General features: G+C 51.7%; 19 protein-coding genes. 7 read left to right on the forward strand and 12 right to left on the reverse strand.

Annotated elements, in window-relative coordinates; genetic code table 11:
- From NEV57_RS09190 to NEV57_RS09205, 4 genes are all read right to left on the reverse strand, one after another.
- The coding region (locus NEV57_RS09190; RefSeq protein ID WP_257658025.1) for a hypothetical protein at positions 1-246 on the reverse strand (246 nt) is incomplete at its 3' end.
- Between the two features lie 456 nt (positions 247-702).
- Complete coding sequence (locus NEV57_RS09195; RefSeq protein WP_257658026.1) at positions 703-1,764, reverse strand: sugar phosphate isomerase/epimerase family protein; 1,062 nt, start codon at positions 1,762-1,764, stop codon at positions 703-705.
- A 135-nt stretch (positions 1,765-1,899) separates the two neighbouring features.
- Positions 1,900-3,072, reverse strand: coding sequence for a Gfo/Idh/MocA family protein (locus tag NEV57_RS09200; protein WP_257658027.1), 1,173 nt, complete (start codon positions 3,070-3,072; stop codon positions 1,900-1,902).
- Positions 3,073-3,254: 182 nt separating this feature from the next.
- Complete coding sequence (locus NEV57_RS09205; RefSeq protein ID WP_257658028.1) at positions 3,255-3,824, reverse strand: RNA polymerase sigma factor; 570 nt, start codon at positions 3,822-3,824, stop codon at positions 3,255-3,257.
- Between the two features lie 211 nt (positions 3,825-4,035).
- Here NEV57_RS09205 and NEV57_RS09210 point away from each other — a divergent pair, with 211 nt between their 5' ends.
- Together NEV57_RS09210 and NEV57_RS09215 are read left to right on the forward strand one after the other, a co-directional pair.
- Complete coding sequence (locus NEV57_RS09210; protein ID WP_257658029.1) at positions 4,036-4,890, forward strand: peptidylprolyl isomerase; 855 nt, start codon at positions 4,036-4,038, stop codon at positions 4,888-4,890.
- Positions 4,890-6,269 (forward strand): peptidylprolyl isomerase, encoded by a 1,380-nt coding sequence (locus NEV57_RS09215; RefSeq protein WP_257658030.1) that lies wholly within the window; start codon positions 4,890-4,892, stop codon positions 6,267-6,269. The genes NEV57_RS09210 and NEV57_RS09215 overlap by 1 nt, the downstream gene beginning before the upstream one ends.
- 2 nt (positions 6,270-6,271) lie before the next feature.
- Here NEV57_RS09215 and NEV57_RS09220 read toward each other — a convergent pair whose 3' ends face one another.
- From NEV57_RS09220 to recJ, 6 genes are all read right to left on the reverse strand, one after another.
- Positions 6,272-7,135 carry a YybH family protein gene (locus NEV57_RS09220; RefSeq protein WP_257658031.1) on the reverse strand — a complete coding sequence of 288 codons (864 nt, stop codon included), beginning with the start codon at positions 7,133-7,135 and terminating at the stop codon, positions 6,272-6,274.
- A gap of 27 nt (positions 7,136-7,162) precedes the next feature.
- Entirely contained in the window at positions 7,163-8,626 is a 1,464-nt protein-coding gene (gene cysS, locus NEV57_RS09225) for a cysteine--tRNA ligase (protein WP_257658032.1), read from the reverse strand.
- A 62-nt stretch (positions 8,627-8,688) separates the two neighbouring features.
- On the reverse strand, positions 8,689-9,990 hold the full coding sequence (gene der, locus NEV57_RS09230) for a ribosome biogenesis GTPase Der (RefSeq protein ID WP_257658033.1): 1,302 nt from the start codon (positions 9,988-9,990) through the stop codon (positions 8,689-8,691).
- Positions 9,991-10,072: 82 nt separating this feature from the next.
- Positions 10,073-11,590 (reverse strand): GH3 auxin-responsive promoter family protein, encoded by a 1,518-nt coding sequence (locus NEV57_RS09235; protein WP_257658034.1) that lies wholly within the window; start codon positions 11,588-11,590, stop codon positions 10,073-10,075.
- Positions 11,591-11,671: 81 nt separating this feature from the next.
- Positions 11,672-12,406: an LPS export ABC transporter ATP-binding protein gene (gene lptB / locus NEV57_RS09240; RefSeq protein ID WP_257658035.1), complete on the reverse strand. Its 735-nt coding sequence runs from the start codon at positions 12,404-12,406 to the stop codon at positions 11,672-11,674.
- 102 nt (positions 12,407-12,508) lie between these two features.
- On the reverse strand, positions 12,509-14,209 hold the full coding sequence (gene recJ, locus NEV57_RS09245; RefSeq protein WP_257658036.1) for a single-stranded-DNA-specific exonuclease RecJ: 1,701 nt from the start codon (positions 14,207-14,209) through the stop codon (positions 12,509-12,511).
- 118 nt (positions 14,210-14,327) lie between these two features.
- Here recJ and NEV57_RS09250 point away from each other — a divergent pair, with 118 nt between their 5' ends.
- The 3 genes from NEV57_RS09250 (at position 14,328) to NEV57_RS09260 (ending at position 16,932) form a co-directional block, all read left to right on the forward strand.
- The gene (locus NEV57_RS09250; RefSeq protein WP_257658037.1) at positions 14,328-15,101 is read left to right on the forward strand and encodes an MBL fold metallo-hydrolase; all 774 of its coding nucleotides are present in this window, start codon (positions 14,328-14,330) and stop codon (positions 15,099-15,101) included.
- Positions 15,102-15,173: 72 nt separating this feature from the next.
- A complete protein-coding gene (locus tag NEV57_RS09255) occupies positions 15,174-15,653 on the forward strand; it encodes a cation:proton antiporter regulatory subunit (protein WP_257658038.1) in 480 nt (159 codons plus the stop codon).
- A gap of 25 nt (positions 15,654-15,678) precedes the next feature.
- Positions 15,679-16,932 (forward strand): cation:proton antiporter, encoded by a 1,254-nt coding sequence (locus tag NEV57_RS09260; RefSeq protein ID WP_257658039.1) that lies wholly within the window; start codon positions 15,679-15,681, stop codon positions 16,930-16,932.
- On the opposite strand, the gene NEV57_RS09265 is transcribed toward NEV57_RS09260, so the two are convergent.
- Positions 16,925-17,245, reverse strand: coding sequence for an iron-sulfur cluster assembly protein (locus NEV57_RS09265; RefSeq protein ID WP_257658040.1), 321 nt, complete (start codon positions 17,243-17,245; stop codon positions 16,925-16,927). The two genes, NEV57_RS09260 and NEV57_RS09265, sit on opposite strands and share 8 nt — an antisense overlap.
- Positions 17,246-17,293: 48 nt before the next feature.
- Complete coding sequence (locus NEV57_RS09270) at positions 17,294-18,388, reverse strand: MBL fold metallo-hydrolase (protein ID WP_257658041.1); 1,095 nt, start codon at positions 18,386-18,388, stop codon at positions 17,294-17,296.
- 172 nt (positions 18,389-18,560) lie between these two features.
- On the opposite strand from NEV57_RS09270, the gene NEV57_RS09275 reads away from it, so the two are divergent.
- On the forward strand, positions 18,561-20,057 hold the full coding sequence (locus NEV57_RS09275; protein WP_257658042.1) for an NAD(P)H-hydrate dehydratase: 1,497 nt from the start codon (positions 18,561-18,563) through the stop codon (positions 20,055-20,057).
- A gap of 95 nt (positions 20,058-20,152) precedes the next feature.
- On the forward strand, positions 20,153-21,772 hold the full coding sequence (locus NEV57_RS09280; RefSeq protein WP_257658043.1) for a beta-N-acetylhexosaminidase: 1,620 nt from the start codon (positions 20,153-20,155) through the stop codon (positions 21,770-21,772).
- Positions 21,773-21,774 lie beyond the last annotated feature (2 nt).

Consider the following 21,774-nt stretch of genomic DNA (forward strand, 5'->3'; position numbering starts at 1 on the left):
TCCCCGCGAAACACCCCCCTCCGAAAAATCAAGCGCCCCCGAATGGCGCTCCAGGTGCCGCGAATAATAATCCCCGCCGGCGCCGGCCGTACCTCCGCCGAACTGCCACAGCTCCCGGACAAACTCCTCGTAATAAACCCCGTCCGGGTGCGACAACAGCAGCTCCGAAAGCTCCCTGTCCTCCGAAGCACTCAGCTCTCCTGCTGCCCTGCGTGCCAGCAATGCAACGATCCTTTTCTCATCCATAAAATTTAAAAGACACCCCCTCGGCTTATAATTATAATTCGGGCCTTTAACTTAAAGACATCTCTTTTCAGGAAACTCCCTAAAGGAAAATTAACTTTTTTTCAGGGCAGGTAATTACCGGTCCGGACGCAGGTGGTTATGCGGGTGTGCGGTAGCAGGTGCGTCCGGCTACCCTTCGGGGCTTGTTCGGGACTTGTTCGGGATTTCTTCGGGGCTCGTTCGGGCATTCCTCGAAGCGTTTCGGAATGCAAACGGTTGCACCCGAAGCAGCCCCGAAGCCCGGTCGAAGCGGTCCCGAACAAGAGTCGAAGCAGCCTCGAACAAGTCCCGAACAAGCCTCGAAGCGCACTCGAAGCCGAGTCGAAGCGCCCCCGGACAGATCCCGAAGCCGGCGCGGACAATGCCCGCTCATGCCAGTCGGCAACAGGGAGATAAAAGTCAACGGGTACTCCCGGATCAGTCGCGGTCCAGGCCCAGTAAATGCCGGTTCTGCGCTTCGTCTACCTGTCCGCCCGCAAAATCGTCAAATGCTTTTTCCGTAACCCGGATGATATGGTCCCGGATGAATACCGCACCTTCGCGGGCGCCATCCTCGGGATGCTTAAGTGCGCACTCCCATTCCATTACTGCCCAGCCCTTGAAGTCGTACGCGGTTAGTTTACTGAATATGGCCTTAAAGTCGACCTGTCCATCGCCAAGCGAACGGAACCGTCCGACGCGGTTTACCCAGCCTTCGTATCCGCCATAGACCCCTTGTTTGCCGGTAGGGTTAAATTCGGCATCCTTGACGTGGAACATCCTGATCCGTTCATGGTAGTGGTCAATATAAGCCAGGTAGTCCAGTGCCTGCAGCACAAAATGGGAAGGGTCGTATAGCAGACAGGCCCGGGGATGGTAGTTTACCTTCTCCAGGAACCGTTCGTAGCTTACGCCGTCGTGCAGGTCTTCACCCGGATGGATCTCATAACAGACATCGACGCCATATTCATCGAATGTATCCAGAATGGGGCGCCACCGGTTAGCCAGCTCGGTAAATCCGGTATCCACGACCCCCTGCGGCCGTTGGGGCCAGGGGTACACCATGTGCCAAAGCAGGGCTCCGCTGAACGTTGCATGGGCGGTTAATCCGAGGTTATGGGATGCCTGTGCAGCATATTTCAGCTGCTGAACGGCCCATTCCGTCCGTGCTTTGGGTGCGTTATGGTATTCCGGTGGTGCAAAGCCGTCAAATAGCTGGTCAAAAGCCGGATGCACGGCAACCAGCTGTCCCTGGAGGTGAGTGGACAGTTCCGTAATCTCCAGTCCCATCTCATTGATCATGCCTTTGATCTCATCGGCATAGGTTTTACTTTCCGCTGCCTGTTTCAGGTCGAAATAATCAGTTGCCCAAGTCGGAATCTGCACCCCTTTAAACCCCAGGTCCTTTGCCCACTGGCAAATGGATTTGAGTGTATTAAACGGGGGTTGGTCGCCCAGGAACTGGGCAAGGAAGATGCCGGGGCCTTTGATGGTCTGCATATGCGTTGAGTTTTTATAGTTAACAATGTATTCGATCGGGCCAGACAGCCGTGATCAGGCCCTAACCCGATAACGGCGCAGCACGCTGCGCATGGCCTGCGTTGCGGCGCGATGACGGGAAACCGGAACGCACGGCTAAACCGTGAAATCCGTCCATTTATCGTTGCTTTCGTTGCTTTTCAGCAGGCAATCCAGAAAGGCCATCCCCCGCACCCCGTCTTCCACGCCGGGAAAGTCGTACGGCCCTGCTTTCCCTTCGTTCCGCCAGGGCTGCAACGATAACGCCAAGCCTCTGTAGAGGTTCGCAAATGCTTCCAGGTATCCCTCGGGGTGCCCAGCCGGCGTCCGGCAAAAGGCACGCGCTTCTTCCGAAAGGTACGCGGCGGACGCCCGATAAACCTGGGTAGGCTGTTCCAGCCATTTGACCAATAGCGTATTCGGTTCCTGCTGGTTCCACTCTATTCCGCCGTTTTCGCCGTAAATCCGTATTTTCAATGCATTCTCCTCCCCTGCCGCAACCTGCGATGCCATCAGCACGCCACTTGTGCCGTTATCAAACTGCAGTAATACGCTGCCATCGTCGTCCAGCTTCCGGCCGGCGACGAAAGTCTGCAGCGAAGCACAGAGCCGGGTTGCCCGCAGGCCGGAAATGTATTCGGCCAGATGCAGGGCATGCGTACCAATATCCCCCATGCAGCCGCTTTGCCCGGACTGCTGCGGGTCGGTGCGCCACGCAGCCTGTTTGTTGCCGGTGACTTCGGATAATTTGCTAAGCCATCCCTGCGGATATTCCACGTAGATTTTACGGATGGCCCCCAGTTTTCCTTCGCGGACCAGGTGGCGGGCTTCCTTTACCATGGGATACCCCACATAAGTATGCGTAAGCAGCAGTGAGCAGCCGGTTTCGGTCACTTTTTGCTGAAGCTGCCTGGCTTCTTCGAGGTTAAATGCCATGGGTTTTTCCAACACGACGTGGAATCCGTGTTCCAGGGCCATCATAGCGGGCCCGAAGTGCATATTATTAGGCGTCACAATGCTGATAAAATCCATGCGTTCGCCCTCCGGAAGCCGGCTTTCCGACTCGATCATTTCCTGATAGCTGCCATATACCCGGTCATCAGGCAGCAGCAGCGAGCGGCCGCTCGCCTTTGATCGGTCGGCGGACGAGCTGAACGCGCCGCAAACCAGCTCGATCCATCCATCCATTGCGGCTGCAATACGATGTACTTCTCCGATAAAGGCACCCTGTCCCCCTCCTACCATGCCCATTCTGAGCTTGCGGCGATCTGTTAAATCTGTCATCATCATTTATATTGCTTTTCTACATGAGTTACGTCGTTCGTACGGCTGTGCGGGGTTTTCTGCCGGATGCTATCCAATCCCGAAAAGGCAACCGTTAAGATACCAAACATACGCACAAATAGGAAAAAAAACAAGCATGGCGTGGGTCCAAACACAATGCCAACGTTGGTATAGTACCATAAAAAAAACTAGGTCAGGTTGAACTCCTGTTTAAGGATATGGACCAGTTTGCGTACCGCATTGACCAAATGTGCATCCACCGTTTTGGGTGATATTCCCAATATATCTGCGGTTTCTTTGTAGGAAAACCCTTCCTCTTTCACGAGTTTAAAAACCAGTTTAGCCTGATTCGGAAGCTTGGCGATGGCCCGTTCGAGGCCCGCCTTCATTTCCCCCTGTATCAGGATTGCCTCGGGTGAGGCGACCGTACCGAGCTGGATATCCACGTCGATATCATTCAGGGAGACCACCGTTTTACCCGATTGCTTTTTGACGTAATTGAGTGCCATATTCCGGGCGGATATAAAGGCATAATGCTTGACGTTATTAACAGCTGTCAGCGTTTGCCGACGCTGCCATAGCATCAATAAAACGTCACTGGCAATCTCCTCAGCGGCCATTTCCGATTTAACGATTCCGTAACAGAATTTAAGCAGGGGGGCAAACAGCAAAGCAAATACTTTCCCATAAGCATCCTCCGAATTTGCCGAAGCCATCTCCTCAACCAAAAGGGGTAGCGCTGGTAGTGTGTTTGACATGATTTTATAATTGGTATTTCAAATATAGGATATCTGCCGACCATTTTGCAAATATTAATCATATTTTAATTCGTGGTGAATCCATTGTCCGATAACCGGGGTGGGTTACAGGGAAATAGGCTGCGGGAAAGTGTTAAAAATGGTTAAAAGGGCTTATTATTATGCTCAAATACATTATTTTAGCCATGTTTAAGTAGGTCGACCTGCTGGTATGGGAAAAATAAACACGTGTTTTTTGATGGGGTTTGCCGCTGTTTTGGCCATTGCACTGGAATCGTGCCACCGGGGGAAGTCGCAACCCGTGGCCAGATCGTATGATGCCTACCTCTATCCCGAAGGCCTGCAGGGCGTAGTTCCCCCGGGCGTGACCGGGAACGACAGCATTCAGCTGGCCCATGCATACATTGAACAATGGATCCGCCAGCAGGCTTTGCTTCATCATGCCCAGCGCAACGTCAGTATTAATTCGGAGCGACTGGAGCGGCAGGTAACGGAATACCGGAATGGCCTGATCGTCTACGAGTACGAACAGGCACTGGTAAGCCAGAAATTGGACACGGTGGTTACGGATGGGGAAATCCAGGCCTATTACAAGGCCCGCGAGGCCTTGTTTACGCTGAAGCAGCCGATCTTTAAAATGTCTTATGTGAAACTTAAACCGGATGCACCGGAACTGGACCGTGTAAAGCGATGGTTCCTGTCGGCCGATTTTGAAGACCGTGACCTGCTGGAGAAGTATTGCGCGGTATACGCATTGGATTACCAGCTGCAGGATACCGGCTGGCATTACGCTTCGGAACTGGCCAATCGCGTTCCGTTTGCCCGCATCAATGAGGGCGATTATGGCAAAACCGGCCGAATTTTTGAAATAATTGAAAATAATGAATTATATCTGATAATTTTGCACGACTCAAGATTCGGGGATGACCGGTCGCCGCTCGCATTGGAGTATGAAAATATCCGGAACCTCATATTGAATAAACGCAAAATTGAGCTGATCGACCAGATGCATAAACTCATTATGGACGATGCACGTAAGAAAAACAATATAGAAACATATAACTGATGAGTAAATATACCGGTATTCTCTTGCTGTTTGCGCTGTTTGGCGCACCCCGGTTTGCAGCAGCCCAGTCTCAGGTCATTGATGAAGTTGCGGCTGTTGTTGGATCAAACATTATCCTGCAATCCGAAATAGAGATGCAATATGCCCAGTACCTGGCGCAGGGTAATAAAGCAAATGAGGACTTTAAATGCTACATTCTTCAGCAGCAGCTTACCCAAAAGCTGCTGGCACAGCAGGCTGCGATCGATTCGATTGAAGTGGGGGAAAGTGAAGTTGATGACAACATTAACTCCCGGCTACGGTATATGTCCAGCCAGGCCGGCGGACAGGAACGCCTGGAACGTTTCCTTAACCGCTCGCTGCTCCAGTATAAAGAAGAAATGCGCCCAAGCGTATACGAGCAGTTGAAGGCGAACAAGATGCAGCAGAATATCGTGGCAGACATTGACGTAACGCCTTTGGAAGTAAAGCGTTATTTTGAGTCGCTTGATAAGGACAGCCTGCCCTATTTCAATACCGAGGTGGAAGTGGGCGAACTGGTGGTATATCCTAAACTCACCCGTGAAGAAAAGCAGCAATACCGCGATCGGGCCGAGGACCTGCGTAAGCAGGTTGCAGACGGGACGGACTTTGCGACCGTTGCCCGGTTATATTCACAGGACCCGGGATCAGCCCCGTATGGGGGTGATCTTGGCTTCAATACGCGTGACGGCTTTGTAAAGGAATTCTCGGCGGTGGCATTCCGCCTTAAACCCGGGGAGCTGTCGCCGGTATTCGAATCCGAGTTCGGATTCCATTTCCTCGAAGTGCTGGAAAGACGCGGGGAAGAAGTGCGCACACGGCATATCCTTGTCCAGATTAAGCCTACCGCGGCAAGCCTGGAACGGGCCAAGAAGGATATTGACAGCATCCACAACCTGATCGTCACCAATAAGCTGGACTTCTATACGGCAGCGACCCTCCATTCAGACAATAAGGAGACGAAATATAATGGCGGGATGCTGCTGAATATGGAAAACCAGCAAAGCCGCACTACCCTGATCCCGGCCGACAAGCTGGATGCCTCGGTCTTTACCGCAATAGACACCCTGCAGCCGGGTGCGTATTCAAGACCTGCACAGTTTACCGACCAGACCGGCAAAACCGGCTACCGTTTTACCTACCTCAAGTCGCGTACCGCACCCCACCAGGCTAACCTGGAACAGGATTTCGCCAAAATCAAGGAAGCCGCACTGCAGGATAAGATCAACCGCAAGCTCAGCGAGTGGTTTGAAAACCGGAGACAGACAACCTACATCGACATCAACGAGGAATATTACAACTGCAACGACTTAAAAATCTGGCTTAAAAATAAGGAAGGGGCGCTGGCCCAGCAGTAATTTTACCGCTCGAAAAGCATTTCGATTATCACTTTCCACTGGAAATCAGCTTGCAGCTGCCATATCCGTACGTAATTGCATTTCATGATGTTGTCTGCAATGGCCACATCCGCTGTACCGTAAGAATAGGCCAGCTCACCGCTGTATGACCGGCTGGCCACCAGCGACTCTGCACGGATCGCCACGTCCTGCTTCTCCAGAAATTTCATCACGGCATCTTTACCGTCCAACGGTGCATTCCACGGAAAAAAGAAACGGGCATCTTTCGCCAGAAACTCGCCATAAGCGACTTTGGCATTTGACTTCAGCACGGCGGAGAGCAGCTGGTCGTTCTGCATGACAATTTCCTTGCGCTGGGCAATCCGCTCTTTGGTACGGAACCGCGTATAACCAGCGGTGTCAGGTTCTATATACTGGGGTTTCAGTTCACTGCCGTTGCCGTGGTGCTCAATCTGCGCCCGGAGATCCACTTTCCACCTGCCTTTTCGGTCGCGCCGCCACACGGTAAGGTACTCGCCATACCGCTTAACTGCCCCGATCCGCTGAAAAGAAAGCGTTCCCGAAGTAACGCCCCACTCCATGCTTTTGGAAATGGCAGCAAAAGTGGGTTCCCAGGTGAGCACATCGGGGATATTCGGCCGGTTATTCAGGTATTCAATCGCATTCACGGGTTTCGGGGTGAAGAACGTCGAGTTTTCATCGACAACCGATAACAGCGCCGTGTGGGGCCCTTCCGTGGCGGATAAGCGGGCGGCCGTCCGATCGGCAGCCAACAGACTGCCCACTTTGCCAAGCACCTGTGGGAATGCCTGAATGGACCCTACCAGAAAACAACACAGAACGCCGTATTTCGTAAACCTCATCATGCTTATTTATTTGATCGCTGACACCGATCAAATCTTATTCCAAAGTGTTCCCTCTTTACTGTCTTTAAGTTGGATACCCATCGCACTAAGACCTTCCCGGATACGGTCGGACGCCGTATAATCCTTGTTTTTCTTTGCTTCGTTGCGTAAAGAGATGACCACTTCCATTATTTTTTCAAAATCGTCCGAATCAGCCTGATCGTCAATCAGCCCCAGCACATCATACACAAAATGTTGCATCAGCAGCTTGATTGCTTCCAGGATCGGCTCGTCTACAGCCAGTTTGCCGTCATAAATGCTGTTGATCATGCGGACCGCCTCAAACAGTTCGGCGATCAGCACCGGACTGTTGAAATCGTCGTTCATGGCCGCATAACAACGGTCCCTTAACTCATCGATCCGGATGTCCGACTTTTTGGCGGTCGCCATCAGCTTGGGCAGCAGCGCCATGGCATTCATCAGCCGCCGGTATCCCTTATCTGCCGCATCAAGGGCCTCATTGGAAAAGTCGAGCGTGCTCCGGTAATGTGCCTGCAGCATAAAAAACCGCACAGCCATGGGAGAATATCCCCGGTCGAGCAGCGGGTGGCTGCCCGTGAACAGCTCTGCGGGCAAAAATCCGTTGCCGGCAGATTTCGACATGCGGGCACCGTTAACGGTGAGCATATTGGTGTGCATCCAGTATTTTGCAGGCTGCGTATGGTTACAGGCCTGCGACTGGGCAATTTCATTGGTATGGTGGGTAGCGGCCAGGTCCATTCCCCCGCCGTGGATATCAAACTGTTCGCCGAGGTATTTGCTGCTCATTGCCGAGCATTCGATATGCCATCCGGGGAACCCAATGCCCCACGGTGAAGGCCACCGCATTATGTGTTCGGGTTTCGCCTTGATCCACAGGGCAAAGTCGAGCCGGCCCCGCTTTTCGTCCTGCCCGTTCAGTTCACGGGTGTTGTTCAGCATGTCGTCCAGCTTGCGATTAGTCAGGATGGTATAATTATGTTCCCTGGTGTATTTCTCGACGTCAAAATAAACGGTTCCGTTTACTTCGTATGCGTATCCGTTGGCCATGATCTGCTTGACCATTTCGATCTGCTCGATGATGTGACCGGTGGCCGTTGGTTCAATGCTTGGCGGCAGCGTGTTAAAGAGGCGCAGCATGTCGTGAAAACCAAGGGTATACTTTTGCACGATTTCCATCGGCTCCAGTTTTTCCAGCTTGGCCTTTTTGGCAAATTTATCGTCCCCTTCGTCGTTATCGCCTTCCAGGTGGCCGGCATCGGTAATGTTGCGTACGTAGCGGACTTTATAGCCGAGGTGAAGCAGGTAACGGAAAATCAGGTCGAATGAAACAAACGTCCGGCAATTGCCCAGGTGCACATCACTGTACACCGTCGGCCCGCATACGTACATCCCTACGAAGGGGGTATTTAACGGTTCAAATTGCTCTTTTTTTCGTGTTAGCGTGTTGTATAAAACCAGCTGATGATCCATGTGGGCGAAAATACAAATTAAAGCTGAAAGCCGGGAGAACCCGGCCCGCCGGAAACCGTAACTTATTTCTGACGAAAATATAACTGGATGGGCACTCCCTCGAAATCAAAATGTTCGCGGACCTTGTTTTCCAGAAACCGGGCATACGGCTCTTTGATGTATTGCGGCAGGTTGCAGAAAAATGCAAACATGGGTGATTTACCGGTCAATTGGGTAATGTACTTGATCTTAATGTACTTGCCCTTGGTCGCTGGTGGCGGGTACTGCTCAATGATGGGCAGCAGCACATCGTTTAACCGGGAAGTCGGGATTTTCTTCACTTTATTCTCGTACACCTTGGCAGCGGCCTCAACGGCCCTGAAAATACGCTGCTTCTGTGTTACGGACGTGAAAATAATCGGGACATCGGTAAAGGGGGCTATTTTTTCACGGATAAGATCCTCGAACACCTTTGTGGTCTTATGATTCTTTTCAATCAGGTCCCACTTATTAACCAGGATGACCACACCTTTCCGGTTCTTTTCGGCCAGGTGGAAAATATTGACATCCTGTGCCTCTACGCCTTCTGTGGCATCGAGCATGAGGATGACGACATCGGAATCTTCCAATGCCTTGATCGTGCGCATAACGGAGTAAAACTCAATATTCTCCTTGACCTTCGCCTTACGGCGCAACCCGGCCGTGTCAATCAGGACGAAATCATGGCCGAACTGGCTGTATGGGATGCGGATGGAATCGCGGGTGGTTCCGGCGATGGGTGTTACAATATTCCGGTCCTTTCCGATAAGCACGTTAATCAGGGAGGATTTCCCGACATTGGGACGCCCGACGATGGCGTATTTCGGCCGCTCGTCCTCCACCTCCTCTTCAACGATAAGGTGCTCGGCAACATCATCCAGCAACTCCCCTGTTCCGGAACCGGTGATGGACGACAGTGGATAGATTTCACCCAATCCAAAACTATAGAATATGCTGGCCTCCTGCTGCAGCAGCGGGTGATCTACTTTGTTGACAACTACAAATACAGGTTTCTTGCTGCGTCTCAGCACATCGGCAATGTCGTCGTCCAGGTCGGTGATTCCGGTCGTCACGTCAACCATGAACAGGATCACGGTTGCCTCATCAATGGCAATACGCACCTGTTCCCGGATGGCCGACTCAAATACGTCTTCAGACCCGTGCACGTAGCCTCCGGTATCCACTACGGTAAATTTCTTGCCGATCCATTCGGCCTGCCCGTAATGCCGGTCGCGGGTGACGCCGCTGAAATCGTCGACAATGGCTTTTCTGCTCTCCGTCAACCGGTTGTAGAGCGTGGATTTTCCGACATTGGGACGTCCGACAATTGCGATAATATTTGCCATATTGAATACGTTTGCCGGGCCGTGGTGCGTGGTATTGTTCCATGCGCCCGGAATATAAAACGCAAAGGTAAGATAATTTATACTACCCCTCTCGAATAAGCTTCAATATATCGTCCAAATAAGTACGTTCGTTGGCCAGTCGGGGCACCTTGTTCTGGCCGCCGAGTTTTCCACGTACTTTCATCCAGCGGTAAAAAGTGCCAGCCGGAGCCTGGTGGATCACCGGAAAACGGAGCGCCATGTCGTTAAACCGCTTGGCATCATAATCTGAATTGACTTCGCGCAGTGTAGTATCCAGCACCTGGCAGAAGGCATTAAAATCAGCCGGTTCCGCTTCAAATTCAATAATCCATTCGTGTGCACCGGCCTGCTTTTCATTAAAATACACCGGACCTGCGGTATAGTCCCGTATGGTGGCGTGCGTGGCATTACAGGCCTTTCGGAGTGCATCATCGGCATTGTCTACGATCAGCTCCTCGCCGAACGTATTGATGTATTGTTTGGTACGCCCGGTAATCTGTATGCGGTAGGGATTCAGGCTGACAAACTTAACCGTATCGCCAATCAGGTATCGCCAAAGCCCGGCATTGGTGGAAATGATAAGCGCGTAGTTTTTATTTAACTCGACTTCATGAAGACCAAGGGTCCTGGGGTGCGCATCGTGCAGGTTTTCCAGGGGCAGGAACTCGTAATAAATACCATAGTCCAGCATCAGCAGCAGGTCTTCCGAATCAGACCGGTCCTGCAGGGCAAAATACCCTTCGGACGCGTTGTAATTTTCCAGGTAGTACATGCTGTCTGAGGGAATCAGCTTACGGAACTGCTCCCGGTAGGGTTTGAAACTCACGCCACCATGGCTGTAAAACTCCAGGTTGGGCCATACCTCCAGGAGGTTGTCCTTTCCGGTGATTTCCAGTATCCGTTTTGCCAGCACCACATTCCAGGTGGGTACGCCGGCCAGGTTCGTGACGTTTTCCCGAATGGTTAGCTGTGCCACGGTTTCTATCTTTTCCTCGAAGTTCGGATTCAGCGCAATTTCCAGGTTCGGTGTCCGATGAAATTCGGCCCAGGACGGCAGGTTGCGCAGGATGATGGAAGAAAGGTCACCGTAATAGGAATCCGAATTAAAGCTATTGATCTGGGAGCTTCCGCCCAGCACAACGGATTTACCCGTGAGTATCTTTGTGTCCGGGCGGTTATGGCAATAGACCGACAGCATGTCTTTGCCGCCCTGGTAATGGCAATCCTCCAGCGCTTCCTCGCTTACGGGAATAAATTTACTCCGGTCGGCTGTCGTACCGGAGGATTTGGCAAACCATTTGATATCAGAGGGCCACAGGATGTTCTGCTCTCCCCGGATCATGCGGTCGATATATGGCTTTAGGCTGTTGTAATCCTGTATGGGTACCCGCTCCCGGTAGTCTTCGGGGGTCAGAATGGAGTTGTAATCGTACTTTTTGCCCCATTCCGTAGCTTCAGCTGTGGCAATCAGGCTTTGGAACCACTCTTCCTGTACTTCATGTGGATATTTCATGAAAAGCTCGATCTGGTGGATACGCTTCTTCATGATCCAGGTGAAAATCGAGTTGATTATAGCCATACGTTCATATTAGCTTTCGGTTATCGGCATTCAGCCCCGGTTTCCGGCTGCCAGCGGTTTTTGCTGATGCCCGGTGGCCGGTTAAAGTTTTTTTCTTCTTAACTCAAAATTCCGCCCGAGGTAAAATTTCCGTGCCATTTCATTTGCCGCGATTTCCTCCGGGGTGCCGGCCAGCATAATTTTGCCTTCCGTAAGCAGGTAGGCCCTATCGGTAATGGACAGCGTTTCCTGCACATTGTGGTCGGTAATCAGGATACCGATGTTGCGGTGCTTGAGCTTGGCAACGATCGACTGTATTTCCTCCACAGCGATGGGATCGACCCCAGCGAAGGGTTCGTCCAATAGGATAAAATTCGGATTGGCAGCCAGCGCCCGCGCGATTTCGGTGCGGCGGCGCTCTCCCCCTGACAGTAAATCGCCCCGGTTATGGCGAACCCGGTTCAGGCTGAATTCGGCCAGTAGTTCCTCCAGTTTTTCTTTTCGTTGCGCTTTATCCGGATAGTGGATTTCCAATACCGCCATGATATTGTGCTCAACCGACAGTTTCCGGAACACAGACGCCTCCTGTGCAAGGTAGCCGATTCCTTTCTGTGCCCGCCGGTACATGGGGTCCTCGGTGATTTCCTCGCCATCGAGGTATACATGGCCCTCGTTGGGTTTGATAAGCCCTACGATCATGTAAAACGAGGTGGTTTTGCCTGCCCCGTTAGGTCCCAGAAGCCCGACAATCTCACCCTGGGACACCTCAAAAGAAACGTCATTAACCACGGTACGCTGTCGATATTTTTTTATTAGATGTTCCGCTTTGAGTATCATGTATTGATGGTCTCTTATTTTTCGTAACCGGTTCGCTGTGTGTTGCTGTTGCGATGCCTGCTGCTCATTCCGTACACGGGCATCTGTATGCTGTTTCTCCTGTCAGATTCTGATGTCTTTCAGGTTAAGTTGCAGATTTCGCTTATCGCGCCATATATTTTCATCCACCGTATAGCAAACGTCAAACGGTTTGCCTGCATTAATCAAATCGGCATAAGCGCCCAGTCCGAAACCAATGCATTCAAAACTCACATTGCCGGCCTGGGTAATCGCTAATTTGAGGTGATTGCCGCCCACCACGGCAGCACCGCCGCAGGCCTGCACCTGCCTGCTTAAAAACAAAGGTGCCTCATTCTGCGGACCAAACGGCTCAAACTGCCTCAATATCCGAAAAAATTTTGCATTAATATCGGTTAATTTCAACTCTGCCTCGATGGTAAATTCCCTTTGCAGCATGTGCGGCAGGATACTGGCCGACACGACATCCTCAAACCGCTCCTGGAACAACGGGATATTCTCCAGCGGCATGGTCAGTCCGGCCGCATACTTATGCCCACCGAATTGATCGAGCAGATCACTGCACTCACGCAGTGCCTCATATAGGTCATATCCGACAACGGACCGTGCAGAACCGGCGACATGTCCATTGGTTTGAGTGAGCACCACGGTAGGCCGGTAATAGCGTTCTGTGAGCCGCGAGGCGACGATACCGATCACGCCTTTGTGCCAATCGGGTTTAAACACCACCGTAGTCATCCGGTTCCGGAGCATTTCATCCGAGTCAATGATGGCCAGTGCCTCTTCCGTAATCCGCAGGTCGAAATCCTTCCGCTGGGAGTTCTGCACGTCAATACTGCTGCTGAACCTGGCGGCGTCCTGCAGGGATTTGGCTGTCAGTAATTGTACCGCGTCCTTGGCGTGATCTATCCGGCCGGCGGCATTAATGCGCGGCCCGATCTGAAAAACAATATCGTTAACGGTAAAACTGCTGTTCCGGTTATTGGACAGATCAATAAGGGACTGCAAACCACAGCAGGGGTTATTATTCAGTTTTTGGAGCCCATAATAGGTGAGTATCCGGTTTTCGCCGGTGATGGGTACAATATCCGAGGCTATGCTCACGGCCACGAGATCCAGGTACTGGTAGCACAGCTGGATATCCATGCCGTTTTTGAGGATAAAGGCCTGCACCATTTTGAAGCCGATGCCGCATCCGGAGAGTTCCTTATACGGGTAGCTGCAATCGGCACGCTTGGGGTCCAGTACCGCAACGGCATCAGGCAGTTCCTCTCCGGGCAAATGGTGGTCGCCAATGATAAAATCGATCTGCTTTTCCCGGGCATAGGCCACTTTATCCAGCGCCTTAATGCCGCAATCCAGTGCGATGATCAGGGAGAAATCGTGCTCGGCTGCATAATCAATGCCCTGCCGGGATATACCATAGCCTTCCGCGTACCGGTCGGGCAGGTAGTATTCCAGACGGGAATGGAATTGCCTGAAGAAGTTATATACGACCGCGACCGCAGTCGTGCCGTCCACATCGTAATCCCCGTAAATCAGCACCTTCTCGTTATTGCCGATCGCCTGCTCAATGCGGGCGATTGCTTTACTCATATCGCGCATCAAAAACGGGTCGTGCAGTGCAGACAGGTCCGGACGGAAAAAGCCCCGCGCCTCACCGAAGTTACTGATACCACGGTTAACCAGCATATCGGCCAAAACGGTGTGGATGCCCAACTCCGCCTGGTGCCGCTGTGAGGTCAGTGGATCATGACACGATGCTATTGCCCATCTTTTTTGCATATCTTTGCACACTTACGATTGTGTAAAGATACAGTTTGGGACGGTATTTACCTAACATAGGCATGCCTGCCCCTACTCCGGATTGTGTAACATACAAGCGTTCAATACCATATAAAAAATGCAAGCATATTCGTTATACGAGGGTTCGTTTTCTGTTGATACATCGAAAAAATTCGTCCCATTCGATCCTGGCAAGCATGATAAGAAGGACCGTCCCGGTTCGCTCTTTATCCATGTACACCCGTTTTTGGTGGCTTCCGATAACGGACTGATTTTATTGGATACCGGTCTGGGATTCACCGACGATAACGGGGAGCTGCTGCTGCATAACAATATACGGAAATTGGGATATGAGCCCAATGACGTACGGTATGTGCTGATGTCGCACCTGCATAAGGATCACGCCAGCGGTATGGTAACGGAGAACGAAGGCGCTTTCCGCCTGGCGTTTCCCGAAGCAGAATATATCATCCAGCGCGGGGAATGGGAGGATGCGTACAGCGGAAAGTCGGACTCCTATAAAACCGAAATATTTGATGTATTGCAACGAAGCGGCAACCTGCTGCTTGTGGAAGGGGACGGCATGCTGAACACCGAAGTAAGTTATGAGGTATCAGGCGGACATACCCCCCACCATCAGGTGTTCCATATCCGGACACAGGGTGAACATTTTTTCTTTGGGGGCGACGAAGCCCCGGAACCGGAGCAGTTTTTTCGGAACTTCGCCGCGAAATATGATTTTGACGGACGGAAGTCGATGGCGCTCCGGCAGCAGTACTGGGAGCAGGGAGCTCCGGAAGGATGGGTGTTTTTCTTCTATCACTCTACCAATATCGCAGTCGGCCGGCCGGAGTTAAAGGAAAATGGGGACTATCGCATTGTTGAAGCATAGGCTGACAGCCATATGAAGTATCACCAAATTAAGTCGTATCTTTGTAAAATTCAAATTTAGGGAGAGACAGTTATGTCAATTGTAAGAGAATCGGACCTTATTGGTATAGGAAAAAAATACCAGATTGAAACGGACGCAGGCGACAGCATGGTCGTGGTGATCCATGACGATGGCCGGCGCGAACTCTATCGCTACGATCAGGAGGAAAGCGAATCAAAATGTGTGATGACGCTCTCCGACGAGGAATCCAGGCAGGTGGCCGGAATCATCGGTGGCCTATCTTACAAGCCAAAAGCGCTTGAAACCATCGAAGTTGCATTGGACGACCTGATTATTGAGTGGTACAAAGTGGAGGGACATGCTTCCAGCGTTGGCAAAACAATTGGCGACCTGGAAGTCCGCCAGCGCACCGGTGCATCCATCATTGCCGCAATAAAGGAAGACGACACCATCATCAATCCGGGGCCGAACTACTCCATTACCGCAGACACCACGTTGGTTGTTGCCGGTAAGCGAAATCACATCAAGCATTTAAAAGAGGTTCTGCAGTAAAATAAAATAGGTTAACGGAAACCGTATGTCGCATACCCTGATATTAGAAGTAGGAATTGCCGTTGGCTTGGTAGCGTTGGTTGGACTGATTTCCAACAAGCTCCGCTTTTCGGTCATCCCCTTCTTTATCCTGATCGGGATGGTACTGGGTCAGCATGCGCCGCAGGTTGGCAACATTGACCTGACGTTTACCGAAAGCAAACCCTTCATTGACTTTATGGGGCGCCTCGGTGTATTGTTTCTGCTCTTCTACCTGGGATTGGAGTTCTCCGTGGGCCGGCTCATCAAATCCGGAAAATCGATTCTTTCGGGGGGTACCTTCTATGTGATCCTGAACTTCTGTTCGGGGTTGCTGATCGGCTGGCTGATGGGCTTGCCTTTTAAGGAAACGATGGTGCTGTGCGGTATTATGACCAGCTCTTCAACGGCCATTGTAGCGAAGGTGCTGACCGACCTGAAGCGTACTGCAAACCCGGAAACGGAGGTGATTATGGGTATGATCATGTTTGACGACCTGTTCATAGCCATGCACATTTCCTTTCTGTCGGGATTGATACTGACAGGCAGCAGCTCGTTCTGGACCGTAGCGGGTACCTCACTGCTTGCGCTGGGGTTTATTCTGGCGTTTCTGATCCTGGGCCGGAAACTGGTACCGGCGATCGATCGCATACTTCAGGAGAAGTCATCCGAGATATTTATCCTTGTCATTTTCGCATTGCTCTTCATCGTTGCCGGATTTTCGGAAACCATTCATGTGGCGGAAGCCATCGGGGCATTAATGGCTGGGTTGGTACTGGCCGACTCACAGTACATCAAGCGCATTGAACAGATGGTGTATCCCTTCAAGGATTTCTTTGGCGCCATGTTTTTTTTCAGCTTCGGACTTTCAATTGATCCCCTGTCGCTTGGCGGATCAGTCTTATGGGCAGCTGTAGCAGCCGGCGTTACGATACTGTGCAACGTTGCTTCGGGTTTTTTTGCTACCCGCTTTTCGGGATTGAAAAAGAAGACTGCGTTCGATATCGGGTTTACCCTGTCGGCGCGGGGCGAGTTTTCCATCATCATGGCCAACATTGGAAAAGCCGGGAAACTGCTTCCGGTTATCCAGTCATTCGTGGTGGTATACGTATTAATTTTATCGATCGTTGCGCCGTTGCTGACCAAGGAGTCGCGCAATATCTGGAGTGCCTTATTCGGCAAGGATAAATCGACGCAAAAACCGGTAAAAACCTTAAGCGATTTAACGCGGGGGCAACCGCAGGATAATCCGCCTACATAAAGCCCAGTTCCAGGCGGGCGACATCACTCATCATGCTTTTATCCCAGGGAGGGTCAAACGTCAGTTCCACCAGCGCCTGCTTAACGCCTTCAACCTCGCCTACTTTACGTTGTACTTCATCGATGATATCCCCTGCCACCGGGCAGCCGGGTGCCGTAAGTGTCATGACAACTTTTGCCGTGCCATCTGCTTTGGTAATCAATTCATAAACCAGGCCCAACTCACAGATATTAACCGGGATTTCAGGATCGTAAACCGTTTCCAATACTGCCTGGATATCAGGGGCCAGCTTTAATTCATCCATGATGATCATGTGTTCCTCCGTTATTTAATTCAACAAATTTACAGCTTTATTTTCAAATCAGTTTACGCCTTCCCACCAGTGCGAAAACACCTGCGTAGAATCATCCAGGTGAACCACCTGGCCGATCATCGGGGTAAGCAGCCGGAGATCGGTCTTTTCGGCCGCCTGGACGATTTTGATTAACGGCTCATCCCACGCATGGGTAGCCAATGGAAACTTCGACGAATGCACGGGAAATACGTTTTTCGCCTTCAGGTCAGCTGCGGCACGCAATACCTCATCGGGCATGGTGTGGATGTGCCGCCAAGACTTATTGTACTGTCCGTTTTCCAGAATTGCCAGGTCAAAACCGCCGAACGTGCGTCCAATTTCGGCAAAATGGCTGTCGTACCCGCTATCGCCCCCAATGAAAATACGCATCGACGGAGTCTGTAACACATAGGAGGTCCACAATGTCTGGTTCCTACGGAACCCACGCCCGGAAAAATGGCGTGCGGGGGTGGTATAGGCCATAAAATGATCATCCAATGCGATCGTCTGGTTCCAGTCTTCTTCATGAATGATGGCGGGATCATAGTCCCAGTATTCCAGGTGTGCACCAACGCCCAAAGGACAAATAACAGCCTTAACCGTTGAGCGCAGCTTCTTTAGCGTTTCATGATCCAGGTGGTCCCAATGGTCATGCGTAATAAAAAGGTAATCGATCGGTGGCAGATCACTCACCGCATAAGCGTCCGTACCCGCAAAACTCCGCGTGGTGAACGAAAGCGGCGACGCTCCGCCACTCAATACCGGATCAACCAGGATTCGTTTTCCATCCACCTGCATGAAATAAGAGGAGTGGCCAAACCAGATCAACACTTGTTCATCAATAGGCAAATTCCGTAAATCGGTTTCGACATGCGGGATCGTGTCTGTCGGCTTGATACGCGGATCGCCCCCAAAAAAGAATTCGCGCATTACGGTAAAGAAATTGGCACCGTCCGTAAAACTGGGTGTGGGACTCAGGTTCTGAAAAGCTCCGTTCTTATAATTGGGTGATCGTTTGATGCGTTCCAGCCTGTCCCCTGTCGGCATCTTCCCGAATTTAGGCTGCTGCATGAATATCACTGCCGCGAAGGCAAGGGCAACGATGGCAAAAAATAAGGTCATTAGGGTCCGTATTAATTTCTTCCTCACTGGCTTAAGCTTATGCTTCAATGGATAAATATAGCCAATCCCTGTTAACCAATAACCGTGGGTATCCCATATTTGACATTTTATATACAATACCGTATCTTTCGCTATAATTTAAACAACTGGCGGAGCGCTCCGCCAATGCCCCATGAAAAGCATCCTCACCGCGAAGCAAATGCGGGCTGCCGATCAACATACGATAGAGACGGCCCCAATTTCTTCCATTGATTTAATGGAGAACGCTGCTACGGCTTTTGTTACGGTAGCACAGACGCTTTTTACCGATAAACATACCCCTATACTGATTTGCTGCGGCACAGGGAATAACGGCGGTGACGGCCTGGCGGCGGCGCGGCTGCTGCAGGTCGCCGGATATGACTCCCTGCATGTGTGGGTAGCCCGTTTTTCTCCGCGTGAAAGCGACGATTTCGCCATGAACCTTCACCGGTTGCGTCAAACGCCTATTCCGGTTACGGAATGGCTGCCCGGAGATGAATTACCGCCCATCACGCAGGAAGTGATCGTTGATGCCCTGCTGGGTTCGGGGTTGAACAAACCCTTGACGGGCGACTGGCTGCGGCTTGTACGGCATATCAATCAAAGTCAGCAACGGGTCGTCGCGATGGACGTGCCTACCGGAATGCGTGCAGATGGTGTTATACCCGATACGGAAGAAACTGTTTTTGCCCATGATGTCGTTACCTTTCAACGTCCGAAAATCAGTTTCTTTTTTCCCGAATCAGCGCAGGCAATGCATCGTTTCCATGTAGCCGATATCGGATTAGATGAAACGTTCATTGAACAGCTGCCTACCGGCTTTAAATTAATAGAAGCAGCGGATGTCCAGCAGATTTACCGGCCACGGAAGCCTTTTACACATAAGGGTACCTATGGACATGCGCTGATTGTAGCCGGCAGTGAAACGCATATGGGTGCCGCGTTGTTGAGCTGCGGGGGGTGTCTGTTCAGCGGGGCCGGACGAACCACCGCGTGTATTCCTGTGAATGGGCTGGCAGCGCTGAATACCCGGTATCCCGAAGTCATGTATTGCACTGATACGGCGTTACGCGACCAATGGGAAGCTGCAAATGCGGTCGGTATTGGACCGGGACTGGGAAGCCGGGCTACACAACTGGCGGATATCTTTGACTATCCGGCGAAGCCATTGGTATTGGATGCGGATGCACTGAATTGGCTAAGCGAACAACCTGCATTGCTGGACAGGCTGCCGGAAGGATGTATACTGACACCCCACATGAAGGAATTCGACCGGCTGTTCGGTCATCATACCGACTGGTGGAGCCGGGTACAGACGGCGAAAGAAAAAGCGGCCCGGTACCGGCTTGTTATCATACTGAAAAATCGGTATACCTTCATCATATTGCCTGAAGGCCATGTACTCATCAACCCCACCGGCAATGCGGCCATGGCTACCGGCGGAATGGGCGACGTACTGACCGGTATGCTGGTTGCGTTTCTTGCGCAAAAGTATACGTCAGCCGAAGCCGCCATATTGGCGTGCTATACCCATGGTGCCGCGGGAGACCGGCTCAGGGCCGACAGACAGGCGATAGTACTACCAAGTCAGCTAATTAAACAGATAACCAGCACGTTAGGATCGTTAACTAACGACCTGGATACTTAACCCCCCCTAAAATTACACAACCGTTTGCATAACGGAAACTGTTGCAAAACCGACTTTCAGTGTGTATTATTGATCGCTAATCGATTCCTTTACACATGCGACGCTATCTTTTTATCGGCTTAATTTACTGTATCGCGGTGGGCGCGGTGCGGGCACAGGAACGTTGTCCTATCATCCCCCAGCCTGCCCATGCCGAAAGGCACACGGGATATTTCTCCCTGGATAAACATACGCCGATCGTTGTCGAGGACCCGGTGGCAGCACCTGCGGCCCATTTTCTGCAAAGGGAAATGCTCCGCCTTATGACAACACCGTTAGCTGTTCATGCTGACGAAGGCAGCCTGCCAGCCATCCGTATCGGGATTGACCCGTCCGTAAAGGGAGAAGAAGCCTACACCCTGCAAGTCACGGCCGAGGGCATACGCGTTGCGGCAAGCACACTGGCTGGTTTACGCTATGGTATCGTCAGCATGCTGCAGCTGGCCCAGGGAGAAGCGACACCCACCGCTGTACTGAAAATTCCGGCCTGGGAGCTCGCGGATAACCCGCGGTATGCCTGGCGGGGATTAATGCTGGATGAATCGCGTCATTTTTTCGGAAAGGCAAAAGTCAAGTCGATTCTCGACTGGATGGCTTACTATAAACTCAACCGTTTCCATTGGCATCTGACGGATGAACCTGCCTGGCGGTTGGAAATCAAGCAATATCCATTGCTTACGCTCATCGGCGGTATCGGCAGCTTCACCGATGGTACGGCACCTGCGGCTTACTATACCCAGGAGGATATCCAGGAAATCGTTGCATACGCCGCGGAGCGGAATATTGTTGTTATTCCCGAAATAGACATGCCGGGGCATGCAACCGCTGCCAACCGGGCGTATCCGGAGTACAGCGGCGGCGGTACGGAGGCACACCCGCATTTTACGTTCAATCCCGGTAAAGAAGCGACTTATGCCTACCTTACGGATATCCTCCGGGAAACCAATAGTCTTTTTCCGTCGCAGTTGCTGCACCTCGGCGGCGACGAGGTCAGTTTCGGCAGCGCTGCCTGGCAATCGGATACCGCAATCCAGGACCTGATGGCCCGGGAGGGACTGAAGACGAATCAGGATGTAGAACGCTATTTCATGAAGCGGATGGCCGACTCGGTATACCGGCTCAACGCGAAGCTGCTGGCGTGGGATGAGATGGCCGATGCAGGCCTGCCTACCGACAACACCATCATTTTCTGGTGGCGGCAGGACAAGCCGGCACAGTTAAAAACAGCATGGGCAAACGGTTACCAAACCATTATCTGCCCACGCCTTCCGCTATACTTTGATTTTGTACAGGACAGCACCCACCGATTCGGCCGCAGGTGGGATGGCACCTTTAATCCATTGGAGGCAGTATATACCTATGAAGTCGATGGCCTTACCTCGACAGCTGCGGAGCGCGATCTGATTCTGGGCGTGCAGGCTAATGTCTGGTCAGAGCCCATACCCAACGGACAGCGGCTTGACTTCCTGCTATTCCCCCGCATTGCGGCCCTGGCCGAAATTGCGTGGACACCGGACGAAAAAAAAGCATTTGAACCTTTCAGTCTGCTCCTGAAGGAGCATTTAGCCCTATACAGACAACACGGAATTTATTATTATGATCCATTCCAGCCCAACGCCAATCCCGAGCCTGTCGTATACCGAATCGACCGGGATCTGTCCGTGGAGCGCAGGTAATG

The sequence above is a fragment of the Parapedobacter lycopersici genome, from assembly GCF_024643285.1.
GTDB classification, from domain to species: Bacteria; Bacteroidota; Bacteroidia; order Sphingobacteriales; family Sphingobacteriaceae; genus Parapedobacter; species Parapedobacter lycopersici.

Coding starts and splice junctions, on each gene's coding strand:
- NEV57_RS09200 (WP_257658027.1), bottom strand. CDS start 3,072: ATGATGATGACAGATTTAACAGATCGCCGCAAGCTCAGAATGGGCATG.
- cysS (WP_257658032.1), bottom strand. CDS start 8,626: ATGGATCATCAGCTGGTTTTATACAACACGCTAACACGAAAAAAAGAG.
- NEV57_RS09235 (WP_257658034.1), bottom strand. CDS start 11,590: ATGGCTATAATCAACTCGATTTTCACCTGGATCATGAAGAAGCGTATC.
- NEV57_RS09220 (WP_257658031.1), bottom strand. CDS start 7,135: ATGATGAGGTTTACGAAATACGGCGTTCTGTGTTGTTTTCTGGTAGGG.
- NEV57_RS09260 (WP_257658039.1), top strand. CDS start 15,679: ATGTCGCATACCCTGATATTAGAAGTAGGAATTGCCGTTGGCTTGGTA.
- NEV57_RS09265 (WP_257658040.1), bottom strand. CDS start 17,245: ATGATCATCATGGATGAATTAAAGCTGGCCCCTGATATCCAGGCAGTA.
- NEV57_RS09215 (WP_257658030.1), top strand. CDS start 4,890: ATGAGTAAATATACCGGTATTCTCTTGCTGTTTGCGCTGTTTGGCGCA.
- NEV57_RS09195 (WP_257658026.1), bottom strand. CDS start 1,764: ATGCAGACCATCAAAGGCCCCGGCATCTTCCTTGCCCAGTTCCTGGGC.
- NEV57_RS09255 (WP_257658038.1), top strand. CDS start 15,174: ATGTCAATTGTAAGAGAATCGGACCTTATTGGTATAGGAAAAAAATAC.
- recJ (WP_257658036.1), bottom strand. CDS start 14,209: ATGCAAAAAAGATGGGCAATAGCATCGTGTCATGATCCACTGACCTCA.
- NEV57_RS09275 (WP_257658042.1), top strand. CDS start 18,561: ATGAAAAGCATCCTCACCGCGAAGCAAATGCGGGCTGCCGATCAACAT.
- NEV57_RS09210 (WP_257658029.1), top strand. CDS start 4,036: ATGGGAAAAATAAACACGTGTTTTTTGATGGGGTTTGCCGCTGTTTTG.
- NEV57_RS09280 (WP_257658043.1), top strand. CDS start 20,153: ATGCGACGCTATCTTTTTATCGGCTTAATTTACTGTATCGCGGTGGGC.
- lptB (WP_257658035.1), bottom strand. CDS start 12,406: ATGATACTCAAAGCGGAACATCTAATAAAAAAATATCGACAGCGTACC.
- NEV57_RS09250 (WP_257658037.1), top strand. CDS start 14,328: ATGCAAGCATATTCGTTATACGAGGGTTCGTTTTCTGTTGATACATCG.
- NEV57_RS09205 (WP_257658028.1), bottom strand. CDS start 3,824: ATGTCAAACACACTACCAGCGCTACCCCTTTTGGTTGAGGAGATGGCT.
- der (WP_257658033.1), bottom strand. CDS start 9,990: ATGGCAAATATTATCGCAATTGTCGGACGTCCCAATGTCGGAAAATCC.
- NEV57_RS09270 (WP_257658041.1), bottom strand. CDS start 18,388: ATGACCTTATTTTTTGCCATCGTTGCCCTTGCCTTCGCGGCAGTGATA.